Source organism: Nocardia puris (genome assembly GCF_036051655.1).
Taxonomy (GTDB): domain Bacteria; phylum Actinomycetota; class Actinomycetes; order Mycobacteriales; family Mycobacteriaceae; genus Nocardia; species Nocardia puris.
This window is the reverse complement of the sequence record NZ_CP107943.1, coordinates 4,569,561-4,587,349: the sequence shown is the minus strand read 5'-3', so window position 1 is coordinate 4,587,349 and position 17,789 is coordinate 4,569,561. Positions and strand designations below refer to the sequence as shown.

At 70.0% G+C, this 17,789-nt stretch carries 20 protein-coding genes and 1 tRNA gene; 12 read left to right on the top strand and 9 right to left on the bottom strand.

Features of this window, described 5'->3' with window-relative positions; all coding sequences use genetic code 11:
* Entirely contained in the window at positions 1–990 is a 990-nt protein-coding gene (locus tag OHB21_RS21170; RefSeq protein ID WP_067513765.1) for an ABC transporter substrate-binding protein, read from the bottom strand.
* Positions 991–1,054: 64 nt separating this feature from the next.
* Positions 1,055–1,675, bottom strand: coding sequence for a LysE/ArgO family amino acid transporter (locus OHB21_RS21165; RefSeq protein WP_232331902.1), 621 nt, complete (start codon positions 1,673–1,675; stop codon positions 1,055–1,057).
* Between the two features lie 73 nt (positions 1,676–1,748).
* On the opposite strand from OHB21_RS21165, the gene OHB21_RS21160 reads away from it, so the two are divergent.
* Entirely contained in the window at positions 1,749–2,633 is an 885-nt protein-coding gene (locus OHB21_RS21160) for a LysR family transcriptional regulator ArgP (RefSeq protein ID WP_195125745.1), read from the top strand.
* 17 nt (positions 2,634–2,650) lie between these two features.
* Here the strand turns inward: OHB21_RS21160 and ppnP are convergent, their stop codons facing one another.
* Positions 2,651–2,962, bottom strand: a complete 312-nt coding sequence (gene ppnP / locus OHB21_RS21155) for a pyrimidine/purine nucleoside phosphorylase (RefSeq protein WP_067513763.1) — start codon at positions 2,960–2,962, stop codon at positions 2,651–2,653.
* Between the two features lie 35 nt (positions 2,963–2,997).
* On the bottom strand, positions 2,998–3,333 hold the full coding sequence (locus tag OHB21_RS21150) for a winged helix-turn-helix transcriptional regulator (RefSeq protein WP_195125746.1): 336 nt from the start codon (positions 3,331–3,333) through the stop codon (positions 2,998–3,000).
* Between the two features lie 71 nt (positions 3,334–3,404).
* Between OHB21_RS21150 and OHB21_RS21145 the strand changes: the two genes are divergently transcribed.
* The 9 genes from OHB21_RS21145 (at position 3,405) to OHB21_RS21105 (ending at position 11,749) form a co-directional block, all read left to right on the top strand.
* Complete coding sequence (locus OHB21_RS21145; protein WP_195125747.1) at positions 3,405–4,163, top strand: SDR family oxidoreductase; 759 nt, start codon at positions 3,405–3,407, stop codon at positions 4,161–4,163.
* Between the two features lie 4 nt (positions 4,164–4,167).
* Positions 4,168–5,133: a class I SAM-dependent methyltransferase gene (locus OHB21_RS21140; RefSeq protein ID WP_195125748.1), complete on the top strand. Its 966-nt coding sequence runs from the start codon at positions 4,168–4,170 to the stop codon at positions 5,131–5,133.
* The gene (locus OHB21_RS21135) at positions 5,064–6,623 is read left to right on the top strand and encodes an ATP-binding protein (protein WP_233444455.1); all 1,560 of its coding nucleotides are present in this window, start codon (positions 5,064–5,066) and stop codon (positions 6,621–6,623) included. The genes OHB21_RS21140 and OHB21_RS21135 overlap by 70 nt, the downstream gene beginning before the upstream one ends.
* A complete protein-coding gene (locus OHB21_RS21130; RefSeq protein WP_067514357.1) occupies positions 6,623–7,063 on the top strand; it encodes a roadblock/LC7 domain-containing protein in 441 nt (146 codons plus the stop codon). The genes OHB21_RS21135 and OHB21_RS21130 overlap by 1 nt, the downstream gene beginning before the upstream one ends.
* The gene (locus tag OHB21_RS21125; protein WP_067514355.1) at positions 7,060–7,407 is read left to right on the top strand and encodes a DUF742 domain-containing protein; all 348 of its coding nucleotides are present in this window, start codon (positions 7,060–7,062) and stop codon (positions 7,405–7,407) included. Before OHB21_RS21130 ends, OHB21_RS21125 begins: the two co-directional genes overlap by 4 nt.
* A complete protein-coding gene (locus tag OHB21_RS21120; protein WP_195125749.1) occupies positions 7,388–7,999 on the top strand; it encodes a GTP-binding protein in 612 nt (203 codons plus the stop codon). The genes OHB21_RS21125 and OHB21_RS21120 overlap by 20 nt, the downstream gene beginning before the upstream one ends.
* Positions 7,996–9,258, top strand: coding sequence for a cytochrome P450 (locus OHB21_RS21115; protein WP_195125750.1), 1,263 nt, complete (start codon positions 7,996–7,998; stop codon positions 9,256–9,258). The genes OHB21_RS21120 and OHB21_RS21115 overlap by 4 nt, the downstream gene beginning before the upstream one ends.
* Positions 9,255–10,487 (top strand): cytochrome P450 family protein, encoded by a 1,233-nt coding sequence (locus tag OHB21_RS21110; protein ID WP_067514349.1) that lies wholly within the window; start codon positions 9,255–9,257, stop codon positions 10,485–10,487. Before OHB21_RS21115 ends, OHB21_RS21110 begins: the two co-directional genes overlap by 4 nt.
* A gap of 131 nt (positions 10,488–10,618) precedes the next feature.
* Positions 10,619–11,749 (top strand): endonuclease/exonuclease/phosphatase family protein, encoded by a 1,131-nt coding sequence (locus OHB21_RS21105; protein ID WP_198161932.1) that lies wholly within the window; start codon positions 10,619–10,621, stop codon positions 11,747–11,749.
* On the opposite strand, the gene OHB21_RS21100 is transcribed toward OHB21_RS21105, so the two are convergent.
* From OHB21_RS21100 to OHB21_RS21085, 4 genes are all read right to left on the bottom strand, one after another.
* Positions 11,725–12,339, bottom strand: a complete 615-nt coding sequence (locus OHB21_RS21100; protein WP_147265869.1) for a hypothetical protein — start codon at positions 12,337–12,339, stop codon at positions 11,725–11,727. The genes OHB21_RS21105 and OHB21_RS21100 overlap by 25 nt on opposite strands.
* Before the next feature lie 291 nt (positions 12,340–12,630).
* Positions 12,631–14,088 carry an MDR family MFS transporter gene (locus tag OHB21_RS21095; protein ID WP_195125751.1) on the bottom strand — a complete coding sequence of 486 codons (1,458 nt, stop codon included), beginning with the start codon at positions 14,086–14,088 and terminating at the stop codon, positions 12,631–12,633.
* Between the two features lie 630 nt (positions 14,089–14,718).
* Positions 14,719–15,300 (bottom strand): dihydrofolate reductase family protein, encoded by a 582-nt coding sequence (locus OHB21_RS21090; RefSeq protein WP_195125752.1) that lies wholly within the window; start codon positions 15,298–15,300, stop codon positions 14,719–14,721.
* Positions 15,301–15,429: 129 nt separating this feature from the next.
* Positions 15,430–16,377, bottom strand: coding sequence for an RNA polymerase subunit sigma-70 (locus OHB21_RS21085; RefSeq protein ID WP_067514345.1), 948 nt, complete (start codon positions 16,375–16,377; stop codon positions 15,430–15,432).
* Between the two features lie 220 nt (positions 16,378–16,597).
* Between OHB21_RS21085 and OHB21_RS21080 the strand changes: the two genes are divergently transcribed.
* On the top strand, positions 16,598–16,915 hold the full coding sequence (locus tag OHB21_RS21080; RefSeq protein ID WP_067514341.1) for a hypothetical protein: 318 nt from the start codon (positions 16,598–16,600) through the stop codon (positions 16,913–16,915).
* 330 nt (positions 16,916–17,245) lie between these two features.
* Here OHB21_RS21080 and OHB21_RS21075 read toward each other — a convergent pair.
* A tRNA-Asn gene (locus OHB21_RS21075) sits at positions 17,246–17,318 on the bottom strand.
* 188 nt (positions 17,319–17,506) lie between these two features.
* Here OHB21_RS21075 and OHB21_RS21070 point away from each other — a divergent pair.
* Positions 17,507–17,752 (top strand): hypothetical protein, encoded by a 246-nt coding sequence (locus tag OHB21_RS21070; RefSeq protein WP_067514339.1) that lies wholly within the window; start codon positions 17,507–17,509, stop codon positions 17,750–17,752.
* The last annotated feature ends 37 nt before the right edge of the window (positions 17,753–17,789 follow it).

The following is a 17,789-nucleotide window of genomic DNA, read 5'->3' as shown; positions in this document are numbered from 1 at the left end:
TCAGGTCACCTTTTCGGTGCGGGCGAGGGTGGCGGCGAATTCCTCGAGGAGCGGGGCGGTGCCGGCGTGGGAGAAGCGGAAGACCGGGTGCCACGGGGCCACCTGGCCCGCGACGACGGCGGGGAGGCGTTGCCAAACGGGTTTGGCGGCAAGGGCTTCCGGCGGTAGGGCCGAGCCGCGGCTGTCGAGGATGACGAGGTCGGCCGGGTAGCGGTCGGCGTACTCCCAGCTCAGGTTCTCGAAGAAGCCGCCCGCCTCGGTGCGCTCGGGGACCACCACGTCGACGCCGAGTTCGCGCAGGTAGGACAGGTCGGCGGAGACCTCGGGGTTGGAGACGTAGAAGGCGTCGGCCGCCGCCGAACAGGCCAGCACCCGCAGACCGGGGCGCGCGGCCACGGCGTCGCGCACCGCCTGCGAGGCGGCGGCGAAACGCTGCTGCGCATCGCGGAGCCGTACGGCCTCCGGGTCGGCGCCGAGCGCGAGGGCGAGATCGATGTAGCGGCCGATCGGGACGGGCAGCGGCTTGTTCGCCACACCGATGGCGATGGCGGGCGCGAGTTCGAGGATCTTGTCGCGGTTGTCGTCGGGGATGTACCAGAGGTTGTCGTCCATGTAGGTGTCGGTAATCAAAAGGTCGGGCTCGAGCTCGGCGTATCGCTCGAGGTCGAACTGGCCCCACTGGTCACCGAGAACCGTCACCGTGTCGAGGTCCAGGTCGCCGAGCAAGGCGGTGTCGCCGCCGCTCGTGTCACCGAACACGCCGGCGATCCGGTCGGCCAGCCCGTGATCCACCAGCACCGCGGCGGCCCCGCTGAACGCGACGATGCGCGACGGCGTGCCCGCGGCCTCGGCGGTGACGCCGCGATCGTCGACGAACGACCAATCCTTCTCTCCCCCACCGTCGTCCGCGCCGCCGCACGCGGCGAGCCCGACGGCCAGACCCGCCACACCTGCCACCGAGAACAGGCCCCTGCGACTGAGCACCACCACACCACTCCCTCCTCCGGCGAACACTTAGTTAAGCCTCACCTTAGACGAGGGCGGGAGCATCACCTCACGACAGCACGAGCCCGATCGCCAACGTCACCATCACGACGGCGATCACCGAATCGAGCACCCGCCACGCGACCGGCCGGGTGAACAGCGGACCGAGACGGCGGGCACCGAATCCGAGGGCGGTGAACCACAGCGCACTGGCGACCATCGCGCCCGCGCCGAGGAACCACCGGTCGGCGGCCGCGTATCCGTTCGCGAAGGAACCGAGCAACACGACGGTGTCGAGGTAGACGTGCGGGTTGAGCCAGGTGAGGGCCAAGCAGGTCGCCACCGTCGCGCCCAAAGCGACCGAGGCGCCCGCCGAATCGACCACCAGCGCCGACGAGGTCAGCGCGCGCCGCGCCGCGAGCACCGCGTACCCGAGCAGGAACGCGGCTCCGGCGTAGCGCAGCACCGTGATCAGCGCGGGCGCGGCTTGCACCAGCGCGCCGAATCCGCCGATCCCGGCGGCGATCAGCAGGACATCCGACACCACGCACACCGCGACCACGGCGGCCACGTGCTGCCCGCGCACACCCTGGCGCAGCACGAAGGCGTTCTGCGCGCCGATCGCCACGATCAGCGACAGTCCGAAACCCAAACCCGAGATCGCGGCGAACGCCGCGGAGGAAACCGTCACGCCCTCGACGCTAGGGCCGTTCGATCGAACCAGACAAGCTGAAGATTCTGAAGCATCATTACAATTTCTTGATATGGATCTCCAGCTGGACCAGCTCAGGGCCCTCAACGCGGCGGTCACCGAGGGCACCCTGGACGCGGCGGCGCGACGCCTGCACGTGACGCCCTCGGCGGTGAGCCAGCGCATCAAGGCGCTCGAGGACGCGGCGGGCCGCGTGTTGCTGCTGCGCACGAAACCGGTGCGCCCCACCGAATCCGGGCTCGCCGTGCTCCGCTTGGCGCGACAGGTCGAGCTGCTCGCGGGCGACACGGCGCGCGAACTCGGCGACGCGCACGCCCCGGCGCACGGCCCGATCCGCATCCCGATCGCCGTCAACGCCGACTCGCTGGAAACGTGGGTGCTGCCCGCGCTCCGCGACGCTCCCGCGGGCGTGTGTTTCGAGATCCACCGCGAGGACGAGGAGCACACCACGCGCCTGCTGCGCGACGGCACGGTGATGGCGGCCATCACGTCGACGGCGAAACCCGTGCAGGGGTGCAAGGTGAACAGGCTGGGTGCGATGCGCTACCGGCCAATGGCCGAACCGGGCTTCGCGCGGAAGTGGTTCGGCGAGGGGCCGACTTCACGCGCGTATGGGGCGGCTCCGGTGGTGATCTTCGACCGGAAGGACGAGCTTCAGGACCGCCATATGCGTCGGCGCACCCGTCAGCCGATCGACCCGCCACGCCATTACGTGCCGTCCTCGACCGCGTATGGCACGGCCGTGCGGCTCGGGCTCGGATGGGGGATGCTGCCGGACCTACAGACGACGGACGATACGCCCGAGACGCTGGTGCCCATCGACGGTGATTCCCACATCGATGTGCCGCTCTACTGGCAGCAATGGAAGCTGGACTCCCCCGCGTTGAGCGGAGTCGCCGCGGCGATCGCCGCGGCCGCCGCGCGAAGCCTGCGCTGACGGCCGCCGCGTGCCCGTCAGCCGAAGTGGCAGACGTAGTGGACGGTGTCGAGCACCTCGATCTGGAACGAGCTGTCCCCCGGCACCGAGAACGACTCGCCGCCACGGTAGGTGACGGCCTCCGTCTCGCCGGCCAGCGTCACCTTGCACTCACCCTGGACCAGTTCCATGATCTCGGGCGCGCCGGTGGTGAACGTCAGCACGGACGGCAGGATCACGCCCACCGACTTGGCCGTCCCGTCGGCCAGCGTGATGTTGTGGCTCACGCACTTGCCGTCGAAGTACACATTCGCCGTCTTCGCGACACTGACATTCTCGAACTGCGCCATGATCTCTTTCCCGTGGTCGATGAGGGCACGCCAGCCTACTTCAGCAGGTCGGCATGGTTGCGCGACCACTCCCACACCGGCGCCAGCGCCGCGCACAGCGCGGTGCCCGCCGCGGTCAGTGTGTAGGACTTGTCGGCGCGTTTGACGAGCAGTCCGGCGTTCTGGAGGTCCTGCAATCGCACCGACAGCACGCTCGACGAGCACTGCCCCATCCGCCGCCGCAGTTCGAGGAAGCCCAGCGTGCCGGGCTCGAGTTCCCACAGGATGCGCAGCACCCATCGCTGGCCGAGCAACTCGGTGACCGCGAGCACGGGCTCGTCGGCGGCGTCGGCCCGGCCGCGCGACGGTTTGGCGCCCCTTGCGCTTCTCATTTCGAACCACCATAGTGATTCTGAATCAGAAGCACAGCGGCGGGCTCCGTGCCGCGAGCGAGAGGAGAACCGTGGGCACCCAGGACCAGACCCGGCGCGTCGCGCTGGTCACCGGCGCGTCACGAGGCATCGGGGCCGACACCGCGCGGGTGCTCGGCGCGCGGGGCGATCACGTGATCGTGAACTACCGCGAGAAGCGCAAGCGCGCGGAGACGATCGCCAGGGAGATCCGCGCCCACGGCGGCAGCGCGTCGGTGGCGGGGGCCGATGTGTGCGACGAAGCCCAGGTGCGCGCGTTGGTCGCCGAGGTCGGCGCGGAGTTCGGGCGGCTGGATGTGCTGGTGCTCAACGCATCCGGCGGTTTGGAGCGCGGCGCGGCGCCCGACTACGCGATGCGCGTGAACCGGGACGCGCAGGTCGGCCTGGTGCGCGCCGTGCTGCCGCTCCTGCCGCGCGGTGGGCGGATCGTGTTCGTCACGAGCCACCAGGCGCATTTCCACGGGCGCGAACCCGTGCCCGAGGACTACCTGCCGATCGCCGCCAGCAAGCGAGCCGGCGAGGACGCACTGCGTGCGATGATCCCCGAATTCACCGCTCACGGAATCACTTTCACGGTCGTATCCGGCGACATGATCGACGGCACCATCATCGTCCGCCTGCTGGAACGCCGTAACCCGGACGCCGTGACGGACCGGCGCGACCACGGCCCGCTGCCCACCGTGCTGGAGTTCGCCACCGCCGTCGCCGACGCGACCTCCGCCGAAACCGAACCCGGGCACACGGTGTACGTCGGCGGACAGGACTACCTGACCTCGAGTTCGCGAGCGTAGGCCCGTGCCCGGCGACGAGCGAGTAACCGCGGCATACGCGCGCAATGCCGAGTTCTGGATGGACGTCGTTCGCGGCGGTCTGGATCGGTTCCAGACCGAACTGACCGATCCCGCGCTGCTCGAGACGATCGGGGCGTGCGACGGACTGCGCGTGCTGGACGCCGGATGCGGGGAAGGTTATCTCACCAGGGCATTGGTCCGCCGGGGCGCGGAGTTCGTGCACGGCGTCGACACGTGCGCCGAATTCGCGGCGGCGGCGCGGAGCCACCCCGAGGCGCACCCGCAGACCAGTGTGTTCCATCTCGCCGATGTGGCCGACCTGCCGGTGGCCGACCGGTCGGTGGACCTGGTGGTGGCGAACCGCCTGCCCCACGGGATCATCGAGCCGGGCAAGCGATTCCGGGAGTTCGCGCGGGTACTGCGCCCATCGGGACGGTTGATCGTGCTCAGCATGCACCCGTGCTTCTACGTCGCGCGCGCCGACCGGAACCGGCCCGAGGCACGGGGTTTCGATCTCGACGCGTACTTCGGCACGCGCACGGTCGAGCAGCGTTCCAAGTCGCCGGGAAGACCTCGCCCGCAGCGTCGGTGCAGACGTTCTTCAGCCTGGAGGACCACGTGCGGATGCTCACCGACGCCGGGTTCGCCGTCACCGGTCTGCGCGAGCCACGGCCGACCGCCGAACAACGCCGCGATCCGTGGTGGCGGGAGAACTTCCCGCGGCCGCTGTTCCTGCTCCTGGACTGCGTGCGCTTCCGGTAGCCGGGTACTCCCGATCGGGCTATGCTCATCCCGCACAGGGAAGTGCCTGGTGGCCAGCAACTTTCGCGCGAATCCGGGTCGGGGACGGCTGGGGCCGGGCCCCTCCGACGATCGATGCAGCGGGAAGGTTGGGGTTCTGTGCGGGTGCAGGGGGCTGGAGAAGTGCGGGGTGGAGCGACCGCCCGGCGCATCCCCTTTCCGTTCCTGATCGGCGGCGCGCTGGTGACCGTCGCGGCGGTCCTCACGGCCGTGTTCAGCGTTCCCGCCGCGGCGCGCACCGCCGTGGCCGTGGTCCTCGGGGCCGCCGCCGTGGCGCTGTGGGTCGCCACCGCGACCGCCGTGCACTACCGGGCCGCCGCGCTCGCGGCACGCCGGGCGGGGCGGGAGGCGACGGCCGCCGCGTCCGATCGCGTGGCCGCCGTAGGTGATGCGGCGTGGGCGGCCGAATCCCGGGCCGCCGCCGCGATCGCCGAAGCGCGCGCCGCCGCCGACACCGCGCGGGCCGAAGGCGAGGCCAAGGTCGCCGAGGCGCAGACCGCCACGCGGGCGAGCGAGAGCCGCAGGAAGGCCGAGCGCGCCGCGTTCGCGAACATCGCGGGCCGCACCCAGGCCATGACCACCAGCATGCTCGCCGAACTGCGCGAGATGGAGGAGCGCCACTCCGACACCGAGGTGCTGGCCGACCTGCTCCGCCTCGACCACCGCGCCACCCAGGTCGGCCGCCTCGCCGACAGCATCGCCGTGCTCTCGGGCGCGCGGTCCGGACGCCGCTGGGCCAAACCCATTCCCCTGGAACGGATCCTGCGCGGGGCGATGGGCCGGGTCGCCGACTACACGCGCATCCGGCTGCGCGCGGGCGTCGAGATCGCGGTCATCGGCCCCGCCGCCGAGGGCGTGATGCACCTGCTCGCCGAGTTGATGGACAACGCGTGCCGGTTCTCCCCGCCCACCACCGAGGTGCACGTGTACGCCTCCGATATCCCGGCGGGCGTGCTGGTGACCATCGAGGACAGCGGACTGGTGATGAGCGACGCCGCGCTGCGCTACGCCACCCGCATGGTCGGCGAACCCGACTCCGGCGCGGGCCCGCCCGACCTCTCGTCGGTGCGCGGGACGAAACTCGGGCTGGCCGTGGTGGGACACCTGGCCGCGAAACACAAACTGCGCGTGTCGTTCCGGCCGTCGGCGCTGGGCGGCACGGCCGCCGTGGTGGTCATCCCGAGGGAGATCACCACGCGCACTCCGGTCACGCGGCCCACTCCCCCGGCACCGGACAGCGCTCCGGTCGCGGCGGTGCCCGACAGCGTTCCGATCGCTTCGGTGCCCGAGGCGTCCGCCGAGCGGTCGCTGCCGAAGCGTCGCCGGGGCAGCGCCTTCGCCGCCGCCCACCCGGGCGGTTTCGCGGAACCGGTCCGCACCAACTCGCCCGAGCCGGTGCGGTCCAGCGCGCCCACCGAGGCGCCGGCGAGCTCCGACACCGACCGACCGGCAAATGCTCTCGCGAAACCGGTCCGCACGAACTCGTCCGAACCCGTGCGAGCCAGCGGGCCCACGGACGCACCGGCGATCCCCGACACCAACCGAACAGCAAGCGGCGCAACAGCACCCGCCCGCCCCGAACCCGGTTCGCTCGGCGCGTTCCAGCGGGCCGTGAACGCCCGCAGTACCTCGAATCCCCCAGCCGTGGAGACTGATTGATGACTTCGACCGATCCGGCCCGGTTGAGCTGGCTGCTGCTCGGACTCCTGGAACGCACCGCGGGCGCGCGGCACGCGGTGCTGGTCGCCGCCGACGGCCTGCCCGTCTGTCACGCCTCCCACCCCCGGCTCACCGACGCCGAACGCCTCGGCGTCGACGCAGTCGACCGGCTCGCCGCCGTCGCCGCCGGATTCCAGGGGCTGGCGATCGCGGTGTCCGCCGAACACGGTGACGGCCGCGCGGGCGTGCGCCGTTCGATGACCGAATACGGCGGCGGCATCCTGTTTCTCATCGAGGCCGGCGCGGGCGCGCACCTGGCCGTGCTCGCCGAGGAGGACGCCGACGCCGGGGTGGTCGGCTTCCACCTGGCCGAACTCGTCGACCAGCTCGCCGACCACCTGACCGCCGCGCCGCGCTCGCCCGGAGTGGGTGTGCCATGAGCAGGCCGGGGCGTGACGACGAGCCCGACCGGCTCTACACGCTGACCGGGGGCCGCAGCAGGCCGGGCACGGATGTGTTCGATCTCGTCACGCTCGTCGTCACGCAGTCCGCCCCGGTGCCCGGGATGTCGTCGGAGGACACCGCGATCCTGCGGATGTGCGCGACACCCACCTCGGTGGCCGAGATCGCCGCGGCGCTACGCCTGCCCGTCCACATCGTCGTCATCCTGCTCTCGGACCTGCTCGACGCGCGCAAGATCATCGCCCGGCACCCCCGCGTACACGGAACCGTGACGGACAAGGCCCTGCTGGAGAAGGTGCTCGGTGGACTCCGCACGCTCTGAGATCGCCCCCGCCCCACTCGCCGCCACCGCGAGCAATGGGCTGAAGATCGTGGTGGTCGGCGGTTTCGGCGTCGGGAAGACCACCCTGGTGGGCGCGGTCAGCGAGATCCGCCCGCTCGACACCGAGGCCACGCTCACCGAGGCCGGCCTCGGCGTGGACGACCTCGGCGGCGTCCCCGGAAAGCGCACCACCACGGTGGCTTTCGACTTCGGGCGCATCACCATCGACGCCGAGCACGTCCTCTACCTGTTCGGCGCGCCGGGGCAGCCGCGGTTCTTCTTCCCGTGGGACCAGCTGTTCCGCGGCGCGCTCGGCGCGATCGTCCTCGTGGACCCCGGCCGGATCACCGACTGCTTCTACGCGGTGGACCGTCTCGAACATTTCGGCACGCCGTTCGTGGTGGCCCGCAACGCCTTTCCCGGTGGTGATCATCCGCTCGATGCCGTCCGCGAAGCGCTGGACCTGCCCGCGCACGTTCCGCTGGTGGACTGCGACGCGCGCGACCGCGCCTCGGTCAAGCGGGTCCTGATCACCCTCGTCGAGCACCTGTCCGCGCGCGAGCCCGCCTTCACCGCACCGGAGACCGCATGACCACGCCCCACGCCGCGACCGGCTGCCCGGTGCACCGCGGCGACCCGATTCCCTTGAGCGGCCCTCGCTTTCACAACTACGACCCGCGCCAGCTCTATCGCGAACTGCGCCGCGACCACGGCGCCGTGGTGCCGGTGGAACTGCCCGGCGGCGTCCCGGCCTGGCTCGTGATCGGTTACCAGGAACTGCATTACGTGACCAGCGACGCGGAACTGTTCACTCGCGACCGCACGCTGTGGAACCAGCTCGGCACGGTCCCCGAGGACTGGCCGCTGTGGCCGATGGTGGGGCGGCCCATGCCGTCGATCTATTTCACGGCGGGCGCGGAGCACCGCAGGCACGCCGGGCTGGTCGACGCGGCGCTGGAGGCGGAGGACCCGTATGTCCTCGGGGAGCGGTGCGAACAGATCGCCGATGAGCTGATCGACGGGTTCTGCGGGCGCGGGGAGGCCGATATCGTCACCGCGTTCGCCGAACCGCTGCCGGTGCTGGCGCTGGCCTCGGTCCTCGGCTTCCCCGACGAGGACGGGCCCGCGCTGGCGCACACCATGAAGGCCCTCGCCGACGGCGGCGCCGAGGCCCAGGCCGCCTACGCGAGCTACTACGGACACATGAGCAAGCTGCTGGGGGCGAAGAAGTCCGCGCCCGGCGACGATCTGGTGTCGCGGCTGCTCGCCCACCCGGAGCCGTTCACCGACGAGGAGTACGTGCTCGATCTGATGGCGATCTGCGCCGCCGGGCACCTGCCGACCGCCGACTGGATCGGCAACACGGTGCGGCTGATGCTCACCGACGACCGCTTCGCCGCCTCGCTCGGCGGCGCGCGCCACAGCATCGGCCAGGCCATGACCGAGGTGCTGTGGGAGGACACGCCCACCCAGATCCTGGCGGGCCGCTGGGTCGCCCACGACACCGAACTCGGCGGCAGGCACCTGCGCGCGGGCGATATGCTGCTGCTCGGCCTGGCCGGCGCGAACGCCGACCCGCACATCCGGCACGAGACCGCGGGCCCCGCGCACAGCGGCAACAGCGCCCACTTCTCCTACAGCTACGGCGAATACCGCTGCCCGTTCGCCGCGCAGCAGCTGTCGGAGGTGATCGCGGGCACCGGCATCCAAGTGCTGCTGGACCGGCTGCCCGATCTGGACCTGGCGGTGCCCGCCGACCGGCTGATCCGCAGGCCCTCGGCGTTCCTGCGCGGAATGACTTCTCTCCCCGTCCGATTCACCCCAGCCCGCGCCGTCGGAGGCAGATCATGACCCGAGAACTCACCACCATCGACCCCCTCGTCATCGACCCGATGATGGCCGATCTGGCCGGCGAGACCGACTTCCTGCGCGCCAACGGCCCGCTCACCCGCATCGACCTGCTCGGCGTGCCGGCGTGGAGCGTCACCGATCACGCGGTGGCGCGACGGCTGCTGGTGGACGCCCGGCTGGTCAAGGACATCGGCGCGTGGTCGCTGTGGACGTCGGGGGTGGTGACCCGGCAGTGGCCGTTGATCGGGATGATCGACGCCGGACGGTCGATGTTCACCGTAGACGGCGTGGAGCATCGGCGGTTGCGCGCCAAGACCAATCAGGCCTTGAACCCGCGCCGGCTCGACGCCATCCGGCCGGGCGTCGAACGCTTCACCGAGGAACTACTCGACGATCTCGAGGAGGCGGGCCGCGACGGCGCGCCCGTCGACCTGAAATCGGTCTTCGCGTACCCGCTGCCGATGCGCGTGGTGAGCGAGCTGATGGGCGTGGATCGCGCCGACCACCCGATGCTGCTGGACCGGTACAAGGCGTTCTTCTCGGTGCTGACCCCGCAGGACGAGCGGCTGAAGGTGATCGACGATCTCGACGCCTACTACACGGCGCTGGTGCGGGCGAAGACCGCGCACCGCACCGACGACCTCACCTCCGATTTCATCTTCGCGACCGACGGTGGCGAGCCGCTGACCGAGGAGGAGGCGGTCGGCAATCTGAAAGCCCTGGTGGCGGCCGGGCACGAGACGACGGTGAGCCTCATCCTCAACACCGTGCGCGCGCTGCTGGCCCACCCCGAGCAGTTGGCGCTCATCCGCGCCGGCGAGTACGAGTGGAAGGACGCCGTCGAGGAGACGCTGCGCTGGAATGGCCCGGTCACCCATCTGCTGATGCGCTTCGCCACCGAAGACATCACCTTGGGCGACAGCGTGATTCGCCAGGGCGACGGCGTGGTGATGTCCTACCGCGCGATCGGCCGCGACGCCACCGTGCACGGCGAGGACGCCGACGCCTTCGACATCACCCGGGCCACCGCCAACCGCCACCTCACCTTCGGCTACGGCCCGCACATCTGCCCCGGCGCCGCGCTCTCGCGCCTCGAAGCCGCCATCGCCCTGCCCGCGCTCTTCACCCGCTTCCCCGCCCTGCGCCTGGCGGTCCCGGACGCGGAGCTCCAGAACCTGCCGGTGCTCACCCAGAACGACCTGGCCGTCTTCCCGGTGTACCTGACCTGACCGGAAAGCTCTCGGGCGACGGCTCCCACCCGCACCGAGGTTGTCGACGGGGGTTCACACGGCATTCGCCGCAAGGCCGCCGAAACCGGGTAGTTAGCGGCGCACCATGGGAGGGAGGTGAGGAGGCCGCGATGGAGCTGCGGATCGGGACATTCAACGTCGAGAACCTCTTCGACCGGCCCCGGGCGATGGGCCGCGAACCGAACCCCGAGGTGCTGGCGGCACACGCGCGGTTCGGGGCCGCGATCGCGGAGGTCGAGTACGCCGAGCGGGTGCGGCGCGAGATCCTGGAATGCCTGGAGATCCTCGGACTGCTGCGCTCGGACAGCGCGGCGTACGCGCGATTGCGGCAGGTGCGCGGGCGGTTGATCCGGCGACCGCGCACTGGTGACCCGGAGATCGTGGCGCGAGGCCGGTCGGACTGGGTCGGGTGGGCCGAGCTGACCGACGAGCGCGTCGACGAACTCGCCATCACCCACCTGGGCCAGGTGATCCGCGAGGTGGGCGCGCACATCCTGGCGCTGGTGGAGGCCGAGAACCGCATCGTGGCCAAACAATTCACCGACGCGGAGCTGTGCGATGTGGAGGGCGAGCCGCTGTATCCGCACGTCATGGTGATCGACGGCAACGACGAGCGCGGCATCGATGTGGGCGTGATCAGTCGCGGCGGCTGGCCGGTGCGCTCCATCCGCTCGCACGTGGACGATCTCGGCCCCGACGGGCGGCGGATCTTCTCCCGCGACTGCCCGGTGTTCACCTACGACTTCCCGGCCGGGACGGCGCTCGAAGGGCAGCGGTTGCACGTGCTCGCCAACCATTTCAAATCGAAAGGCTATGGCCGCCAAGCCGACAACGACCGCACGCGCACCCGTCAAGCCACTCGCGTCGCCGAGATCTACCGCGAATTGCGCGATGCCGGAGAGGATTTCGTGGTCGTCGCGGGCGATCTGAACGACACGCCGCAACGTCCGCCGCTGGCGCCGCTGCTCACCGGCACCGATCTGCGCGAGATCGCCACGCTCGACGGCTTCGACGACGGCGGCCGCCCCGGCACCTACGGCAACGGCACCAAGAGCCAGAAGATCGACTATCTGCTGCTCTCACCGGCGCTCGCCGAACGCACCACGGGCGGCGCGATCTTCCGCGAGGGCGTGTGGGGCGGGCGCAACGGGACGCTCTTCCCGCACTTTCCCACCATGACCGCGCCGGAGCACGCGGCCAGCGACCACGCCGCGCTCTACGCCGATATCGACGTGGGCTGATTCCAGTCGAGCAGCCGGTGGCCGGTGTGGCGGGCGACCCAGTCGGCGACTACGGACAGGTCACGCGGGATGAGACCGAGGTTCGGCCGCGGAGTGAACGCGGTGGTGAGGCCCCGCGTTCTGGTGCGCGCCCAGCGCCGCGCGAACACGCCGACCAGGATGCTGTCGTCGGTCCACAGGACCGGAACGTCTTCGCCCACCGTCGCTTTCGCGCATTCGATCTTCCACTGCACCGACAGGTCACCGACCGCCGGATCCAGCGTCGCCGCGACGGCGGGCGGCAGACATGACTCGTCGATCCAGGGCAGTTCCGGCAGGCCCGGGATGATCTCGGGCAGCATCCGCGTGTGCTCGCGCCACGTGGTCAGCCAGCGCACGTCCACGCCCGCGTCGACGGCCCGCGCGATCACCGACACCACGGTGGGCGACCACAGCAGCGGATACACCACCGGCTTGCCGGAACGCTTGGTCTCGCTGGGCATCTCGACCCGCGCGCTGCGCCACTCGCGGTAGCCGACCGTCTTCGGCGGGCGCCTGCTCAGCGCGTTCACCACACCGTCGAAGTCCAACAGCCACACCGGATTCCGCATGAAGACCACCTCTCGCGCGCGACCATCCGGGTCGGCGGCGGCACTGCCGGGCACGACCCCGCGGCGCCCAACCCCGGCGGCCGCGCGGCCGGGCCGAACCCGTGTCGCCGTCGACACGCTCCGAACGCGGCGCCGCCAGATCGGGGAGAACACCCACCGACAAGTGTGCCATCTCCCCGAACGGCCGACAGGATTCCGAAAGCGTTGGTTCATCCCAGGTTTCCCGTCGGAGGTTTTCGCGCCGAGGGTCCCCCGAACCGAACGAAACGGCCGATTCAGCGAACAGGACAGTCAGCCCTTGACGAGCACCGGCTCGGCGTCCTCGGCGACTTCGTCCGGAGCGGGCGCGCGGTTCGGCAGGAAGACGGCCAGCACGATCACGGCCAGCGCCAGCGCCGCCGAGACCAGGAAGGCCAGCCGCGCGCCGTCCAGGCCCGCCTCGAGCGGGTCGGTACCGCCGTCGATCAACGCGGTGCTGCGCGCCGACATCACGGTGACCACGAGCGCGGTGCCGAACGCCGCGGCGACCTGCTGCAGGGTGCCCAGGATGGAGCTGCCGTGCGAGTACAGATGCTGCGGGAGCGCGCCGAGGCCCAGGGTGAACACGGGCGTGAAGATCGCGGCCAGCGACATCATCAGCACGATGTGCAGCACCAGCAACTGCCAGTACGGCATCGTCAGCGAGATCTGGGTGAAGCCGGCCATCGACACCGCGATGCCGACGGCGCCGGGGATCACCAGCGGGCGCCCGCCGAACCGGTCGAACAGCCGTCCGATGGTGGGGCCGAGCAGACCCATGGCCAGGCCGCCCGGCATGACGAGCAGGCCGGTTTCCAGCGGGCTGAGATCACGCATGTTCTGCAGATACAGCGGCAGCAGCATCATCGAGCCGAGCATCGCCATGAACGCCATCGCCATCAGCGCCAGCGCCTTGGTGTAGGTGCCCGAGCGCAGCGTGCGCAGGTCCAGCAGCGGCGTGCCGGTGCGCTGCAGGCTCAACTGGCGGACCACGAAGGCGGCGATGAGCGCCGCGCCGGCGGCCACGATCAGCACGGGCTCGGCGGAGAGGCCGCCCTCGAAGCGGCTCAGGCCGAACACCAGACCGCCGAAGCCGAGTGCGGCCAGGACCACGCTGAGCATGTCGATCGCGCCGGCTTCCGGTTCTCCGACGTTCTCCAGGTGCCGCAGCCCCGACCAGGTGCTCGCACCCGCGATGGGCAGCACCAGCACGAAAAGCCATCGCCACGAACCGGCTTGGAGCACGGCGCCGGAGATCACGGGGCCCATGGCGGGCGCGACCGAGATCGCCAGCGTGACGTTGCCCATCACGCGGCCGCGGTCGTGCTCGGGCACCACCGTCATGAGCGTGGTCATCAGCAGCGGCATCATCACCGCCGTGCCGACGGCCTGGACGATCCGGCCCGCGAGCAGCACCTCGAAGGTCGGTGCCACGGCCGACAGCGCCGTGCCCGCGAGGAACACACCCATCGCCACGGTGTAGGCGCTGCGCGTGGTCACGCGTTGCAGGAACCAGCCGGTGGTCGGGATGACCGCCGCCATGGTGAGCATGAACGCGGTCGACACCCACTGCGCCGCCACCTCGGTGACGTCCAGATCGTGCATGAGCCGCGGGATCGCGTTGATCATGATGGTCTCGTTCAGGATCACCACGAACGTGGCGAGCACGAGCACCCGGACGACGGTCGGCGTCCGGCCCGCCGATGCGGGGGCGAGGGATTCGGCGGGCATCGATTTACCTTCCGGAGCATGAACAATGACGACACCCGCCGCGAGCACAACCGTCGCGTCTCGGGTCACGGATGTTGAGACGGGGCTGCTTGCTCGAACTCATCGGGCGTCGGCAAGTATTCCGCCGGGCACCGACAGGAAGCACCTGATTTTCCGGCGCCAACGGACTTACTTCCGGATGGAAACCACCGGTCGGGGCGATATTCGGCAGGCGGCGCCCCTCCACAGTGATGATGGTCACTGTCCGGTCGCGACGGGCGCCGCCGACCGAGGTGGTGTGGCCGATGGAGAAGCACCGGGCTCGGCGCATCTCGAACTCGTCTTCGGCGTTACCCGTCTGCACCCCGAAGGTGCATGGTCGGGCGATGCTGTCCGAGTGGTCCAAGCAGCAGCTGGGTGGGAGGCTGTCCCGCGAGACCGACGGTAAAGGTTCGCGCCGCCACCATCGGCGCGTTCATCGAGTTCTCGGGTCTGTATCCCTGGGCATGGACTGCCGCGATGATGGACAAGTGGAGCGCGCATTCGGTCGGCGAACGGTCTGGCGAAGTCGGCGATCCGGCAGGAGCAGGGTGCGGTCCGGGCTTTCTGCGCCACTGGGCTCGGGCCGAGCCCAGTGGCGCAGCTTGGCGATCACGTCGACGTGACCACCCCGTACCGTATGTGCAGCGCCGTCGGGGTGTTGATCACCTCCAGCGGCTCCAACGGGAGCTGCGCCGCCGGGACGCCGTCGAACAGTCTTGTGCCGGCGCCGAGCAGCACGGGAACCACGTGCAAGGAGACCTCGTCGACCAGGCCGGCAGCCAGGAACTGCTGGATCAGGTGGGCCCCGCCCATCACACAGACGGTGCGATCACCCGCCGTGTCCCGGGCCTGATCGAGCGCGGCGTTGATGCCACCGCTGACGAACCGGTAGACACCGTTCTCTGGCGAGTCGGCCGGCGCCGCATGGGTCACCACGAAGGTGGGGCGCCGCGCCGGACCGCTCGGGCCGTCGGCACCCCACCAGCGGACCGAGTCGTCGTAGGTCCGCCGGCCTGCGATCACCGCACCCAGTCCCTCCACCATCCTGCCCAGCAGGGCCTGACCGTCCTCACTGCCCATCCAGTTGTGCAGCTGGTCCCCGCCTTGTCCCATCGGCGCGTCGGCCGTACGGCCGGGCCCTGCGATGTAGCCGTCCAGCGAGACGCTGATGTCGAACGCAACCTTGCCCATGATGATCTCCTCGTCGATGCCGCCCGGGTCGTTCCCGGTCGGTTCATGAGGTACAACGACATCCCGATCGCGAACTCATCGGTCCGGATATTCGTACAAGGTGCCGAGCCGGCAGTCTGCGTCATCCGATCACAGCTCGATGGGCAGTCCGAGCCAGTCGAAGACAGGGCGTTCGAACGTGGTGATCTCCGCGATCAGGCCACCCTGGAACCGCAAGACGTCGAGCTTGAAGGCTCGGTAGGAGTTGTCGCCGGTGGCCCGCCGATAGCAGGCGGCGGCCGGCATCCGATTGACGACGGTCGGCCGTACTTTCCAATCGCCCAGGCCTTCCGGGCCGAAGGCCAGCTCGTGCAAGGGCGCCAGGGAGTCCCACCCGATGAAGCAGACCGGCTGCGGGGGCATGGTGATGCGGATGTCGTCGCGGACCAGAGCCGCCATGGCGGTCGGCTGGGGATTCTCGTGCAGGTCCACGTACCGCCGTAGCAGCTCGTTCTCCTCCGCGCTGAGCTCGGTGCGCCTGCCGTCGGAGTCGGTCGACCGGCGGCTCTGCATGGTACGGCGAGCCCGTTGCAAGGCACTGTTGACCGCGGGGACCGAGGTGTCCAGGGCCTGCGCCGTCTCGGCCGCGGACCAGCCGATCACCTCGCGCAGCACCAGGGCCGCCCGCTGCTGCGCCGGCAGCAGTTGCAGGGCGGCGATGAACGCCAGCTCGATCGTTTCCCGGGCCACCACGATCTCCTCCGGCTGCCGCTCCGAAGGCGACACCTGGTCCAGCAGGTGGTCCGGATAGGGCTGCAGCCACGGCACCTCGGCGAACGACTCCATCGCCGAGACACGCCGGCGCCGGCGCAGCACATCGAGGCATGCGTTGGTGGCGATCCGATACAGCCAGGCCCGGGCGTTGTCGCCGCGATTGAAGGTGTCCCGCTTCGACCAGGCCCGCAGGAACGTCTCCTGGATCAGGTCCTCGGCCTCGTCGAACGAGCCGAGCATCCGATAGCAGTGCACGTGCAGTTCCCGCCGGTGCCTCTCGACGATCGTCTCGAAGCCTGCCTCATTGTCCCACCCGTCGCCCATCCGAGGATTCTGCATCAGTCGGGATCGGGAGTAGCAATGGCCCCGCCATGCGGTGATGATCAACGGTTCCGGGTGGATCGGCACGATCACGCTGATTCGATGAACTGGTCGACGATCTCGGCCAGACGCAGTAGCGGGTCTTGCTGGACGAAGTGGCTGGCATCGGGGATGGTGGCATGCGGATGTCCCGCCCCGCCGGGGATGCGCGATCCGGCTGATCATGGAGAACAAACCCGTGGACGCGTGCTTCGCCGGCGACAGCGACGAGGCGAAGGCGCGTTACCAACAGACCGCGACTGTTGCCGCGACGATGAGCAGGGCGGTGGTGTGCGGGACGGCTTGGGTGACGTTGCCGATTCGCTTGCCCAATTCGTCGTTGGGCGGTGTGCGCGAAGCGCTGGACCTGCCCGACGACTTCGTCCCCTACTCCTTCCGGAAACCCTACTCCTTCCGGAAACTCATCGCGCTGCTGCTCGACGACGCCAATCGTCGGCCCGCGTCACCGCCGACGTCTTGCAGCACGCCGATCCCGCGATGACCCAACGCAAATACATGCGGCGCGGAAAAGCCCATCACGAGGCGGCCGAGGTGATCCACCGCGCCGTGCGCAAGCGCCGCGACGACCAGCCCGACTGAGCCGTCGTGCCCCCGGCACCGGACCGCCCGACCGCCAGTCCGGAATTCGGCGGTGCGAGGCACCACCCAGCCGTCCGCGCGGGCGGTGACCCGCCGAGACCACGGTCCCCACGCGATACGACCGACCACGACGCGATGCGACTTAACGACGACTTTTCTACATTTTTGCGCCCGATCGGGACCAGCGAACTCTGACCCGCCTCGCGTTCCCGCAGGTCAGAGGGCTATGATGCTCCCCCATCTGGACTCGAACCAGAAACCTGCCGATTAACAGTCGGCTGCTCTGCCAATTGAGCTATAGGGGACTATCCTGGTGGCTTCGCCCTTGCCGGGCTGACCGAGGAGAAACTCTAGCCTATCGGTGGTCGGGTTCCCAAATCGTGCCTCTAGCTGGGGGGATGTGGGGGCGACGTTGGGCGATCCGGATCGACAGGGGGACCCCGTGTCGGGCAGGATGGTACCCGCGCACTGGCGATTGGGAGGAGCTCGAGGAATGCTGCGGTTGATCATCGGCGTCGCGGCCGGTTACGTGCTCGGCAGTAAGGCCGGGCGGGCTCGCTACGAACAGATCTCGTCGGCGACGCGCGCGGTCACCACGAGCCCGGTGACCCGCAAGCTGGTGCAGGTCGGCCGCCAGAAGCTGTCCGACAAACTCAGCACCCGCCCCCAGCTCGAGCCGATGGAGCCCATCGACGAGCGCACCACCGTGATGGTCCCCCACGACCAACTCCGCCGCTGAGGGCGCGCTCCGCCTGGGTATCGAGACTGACGGCAAC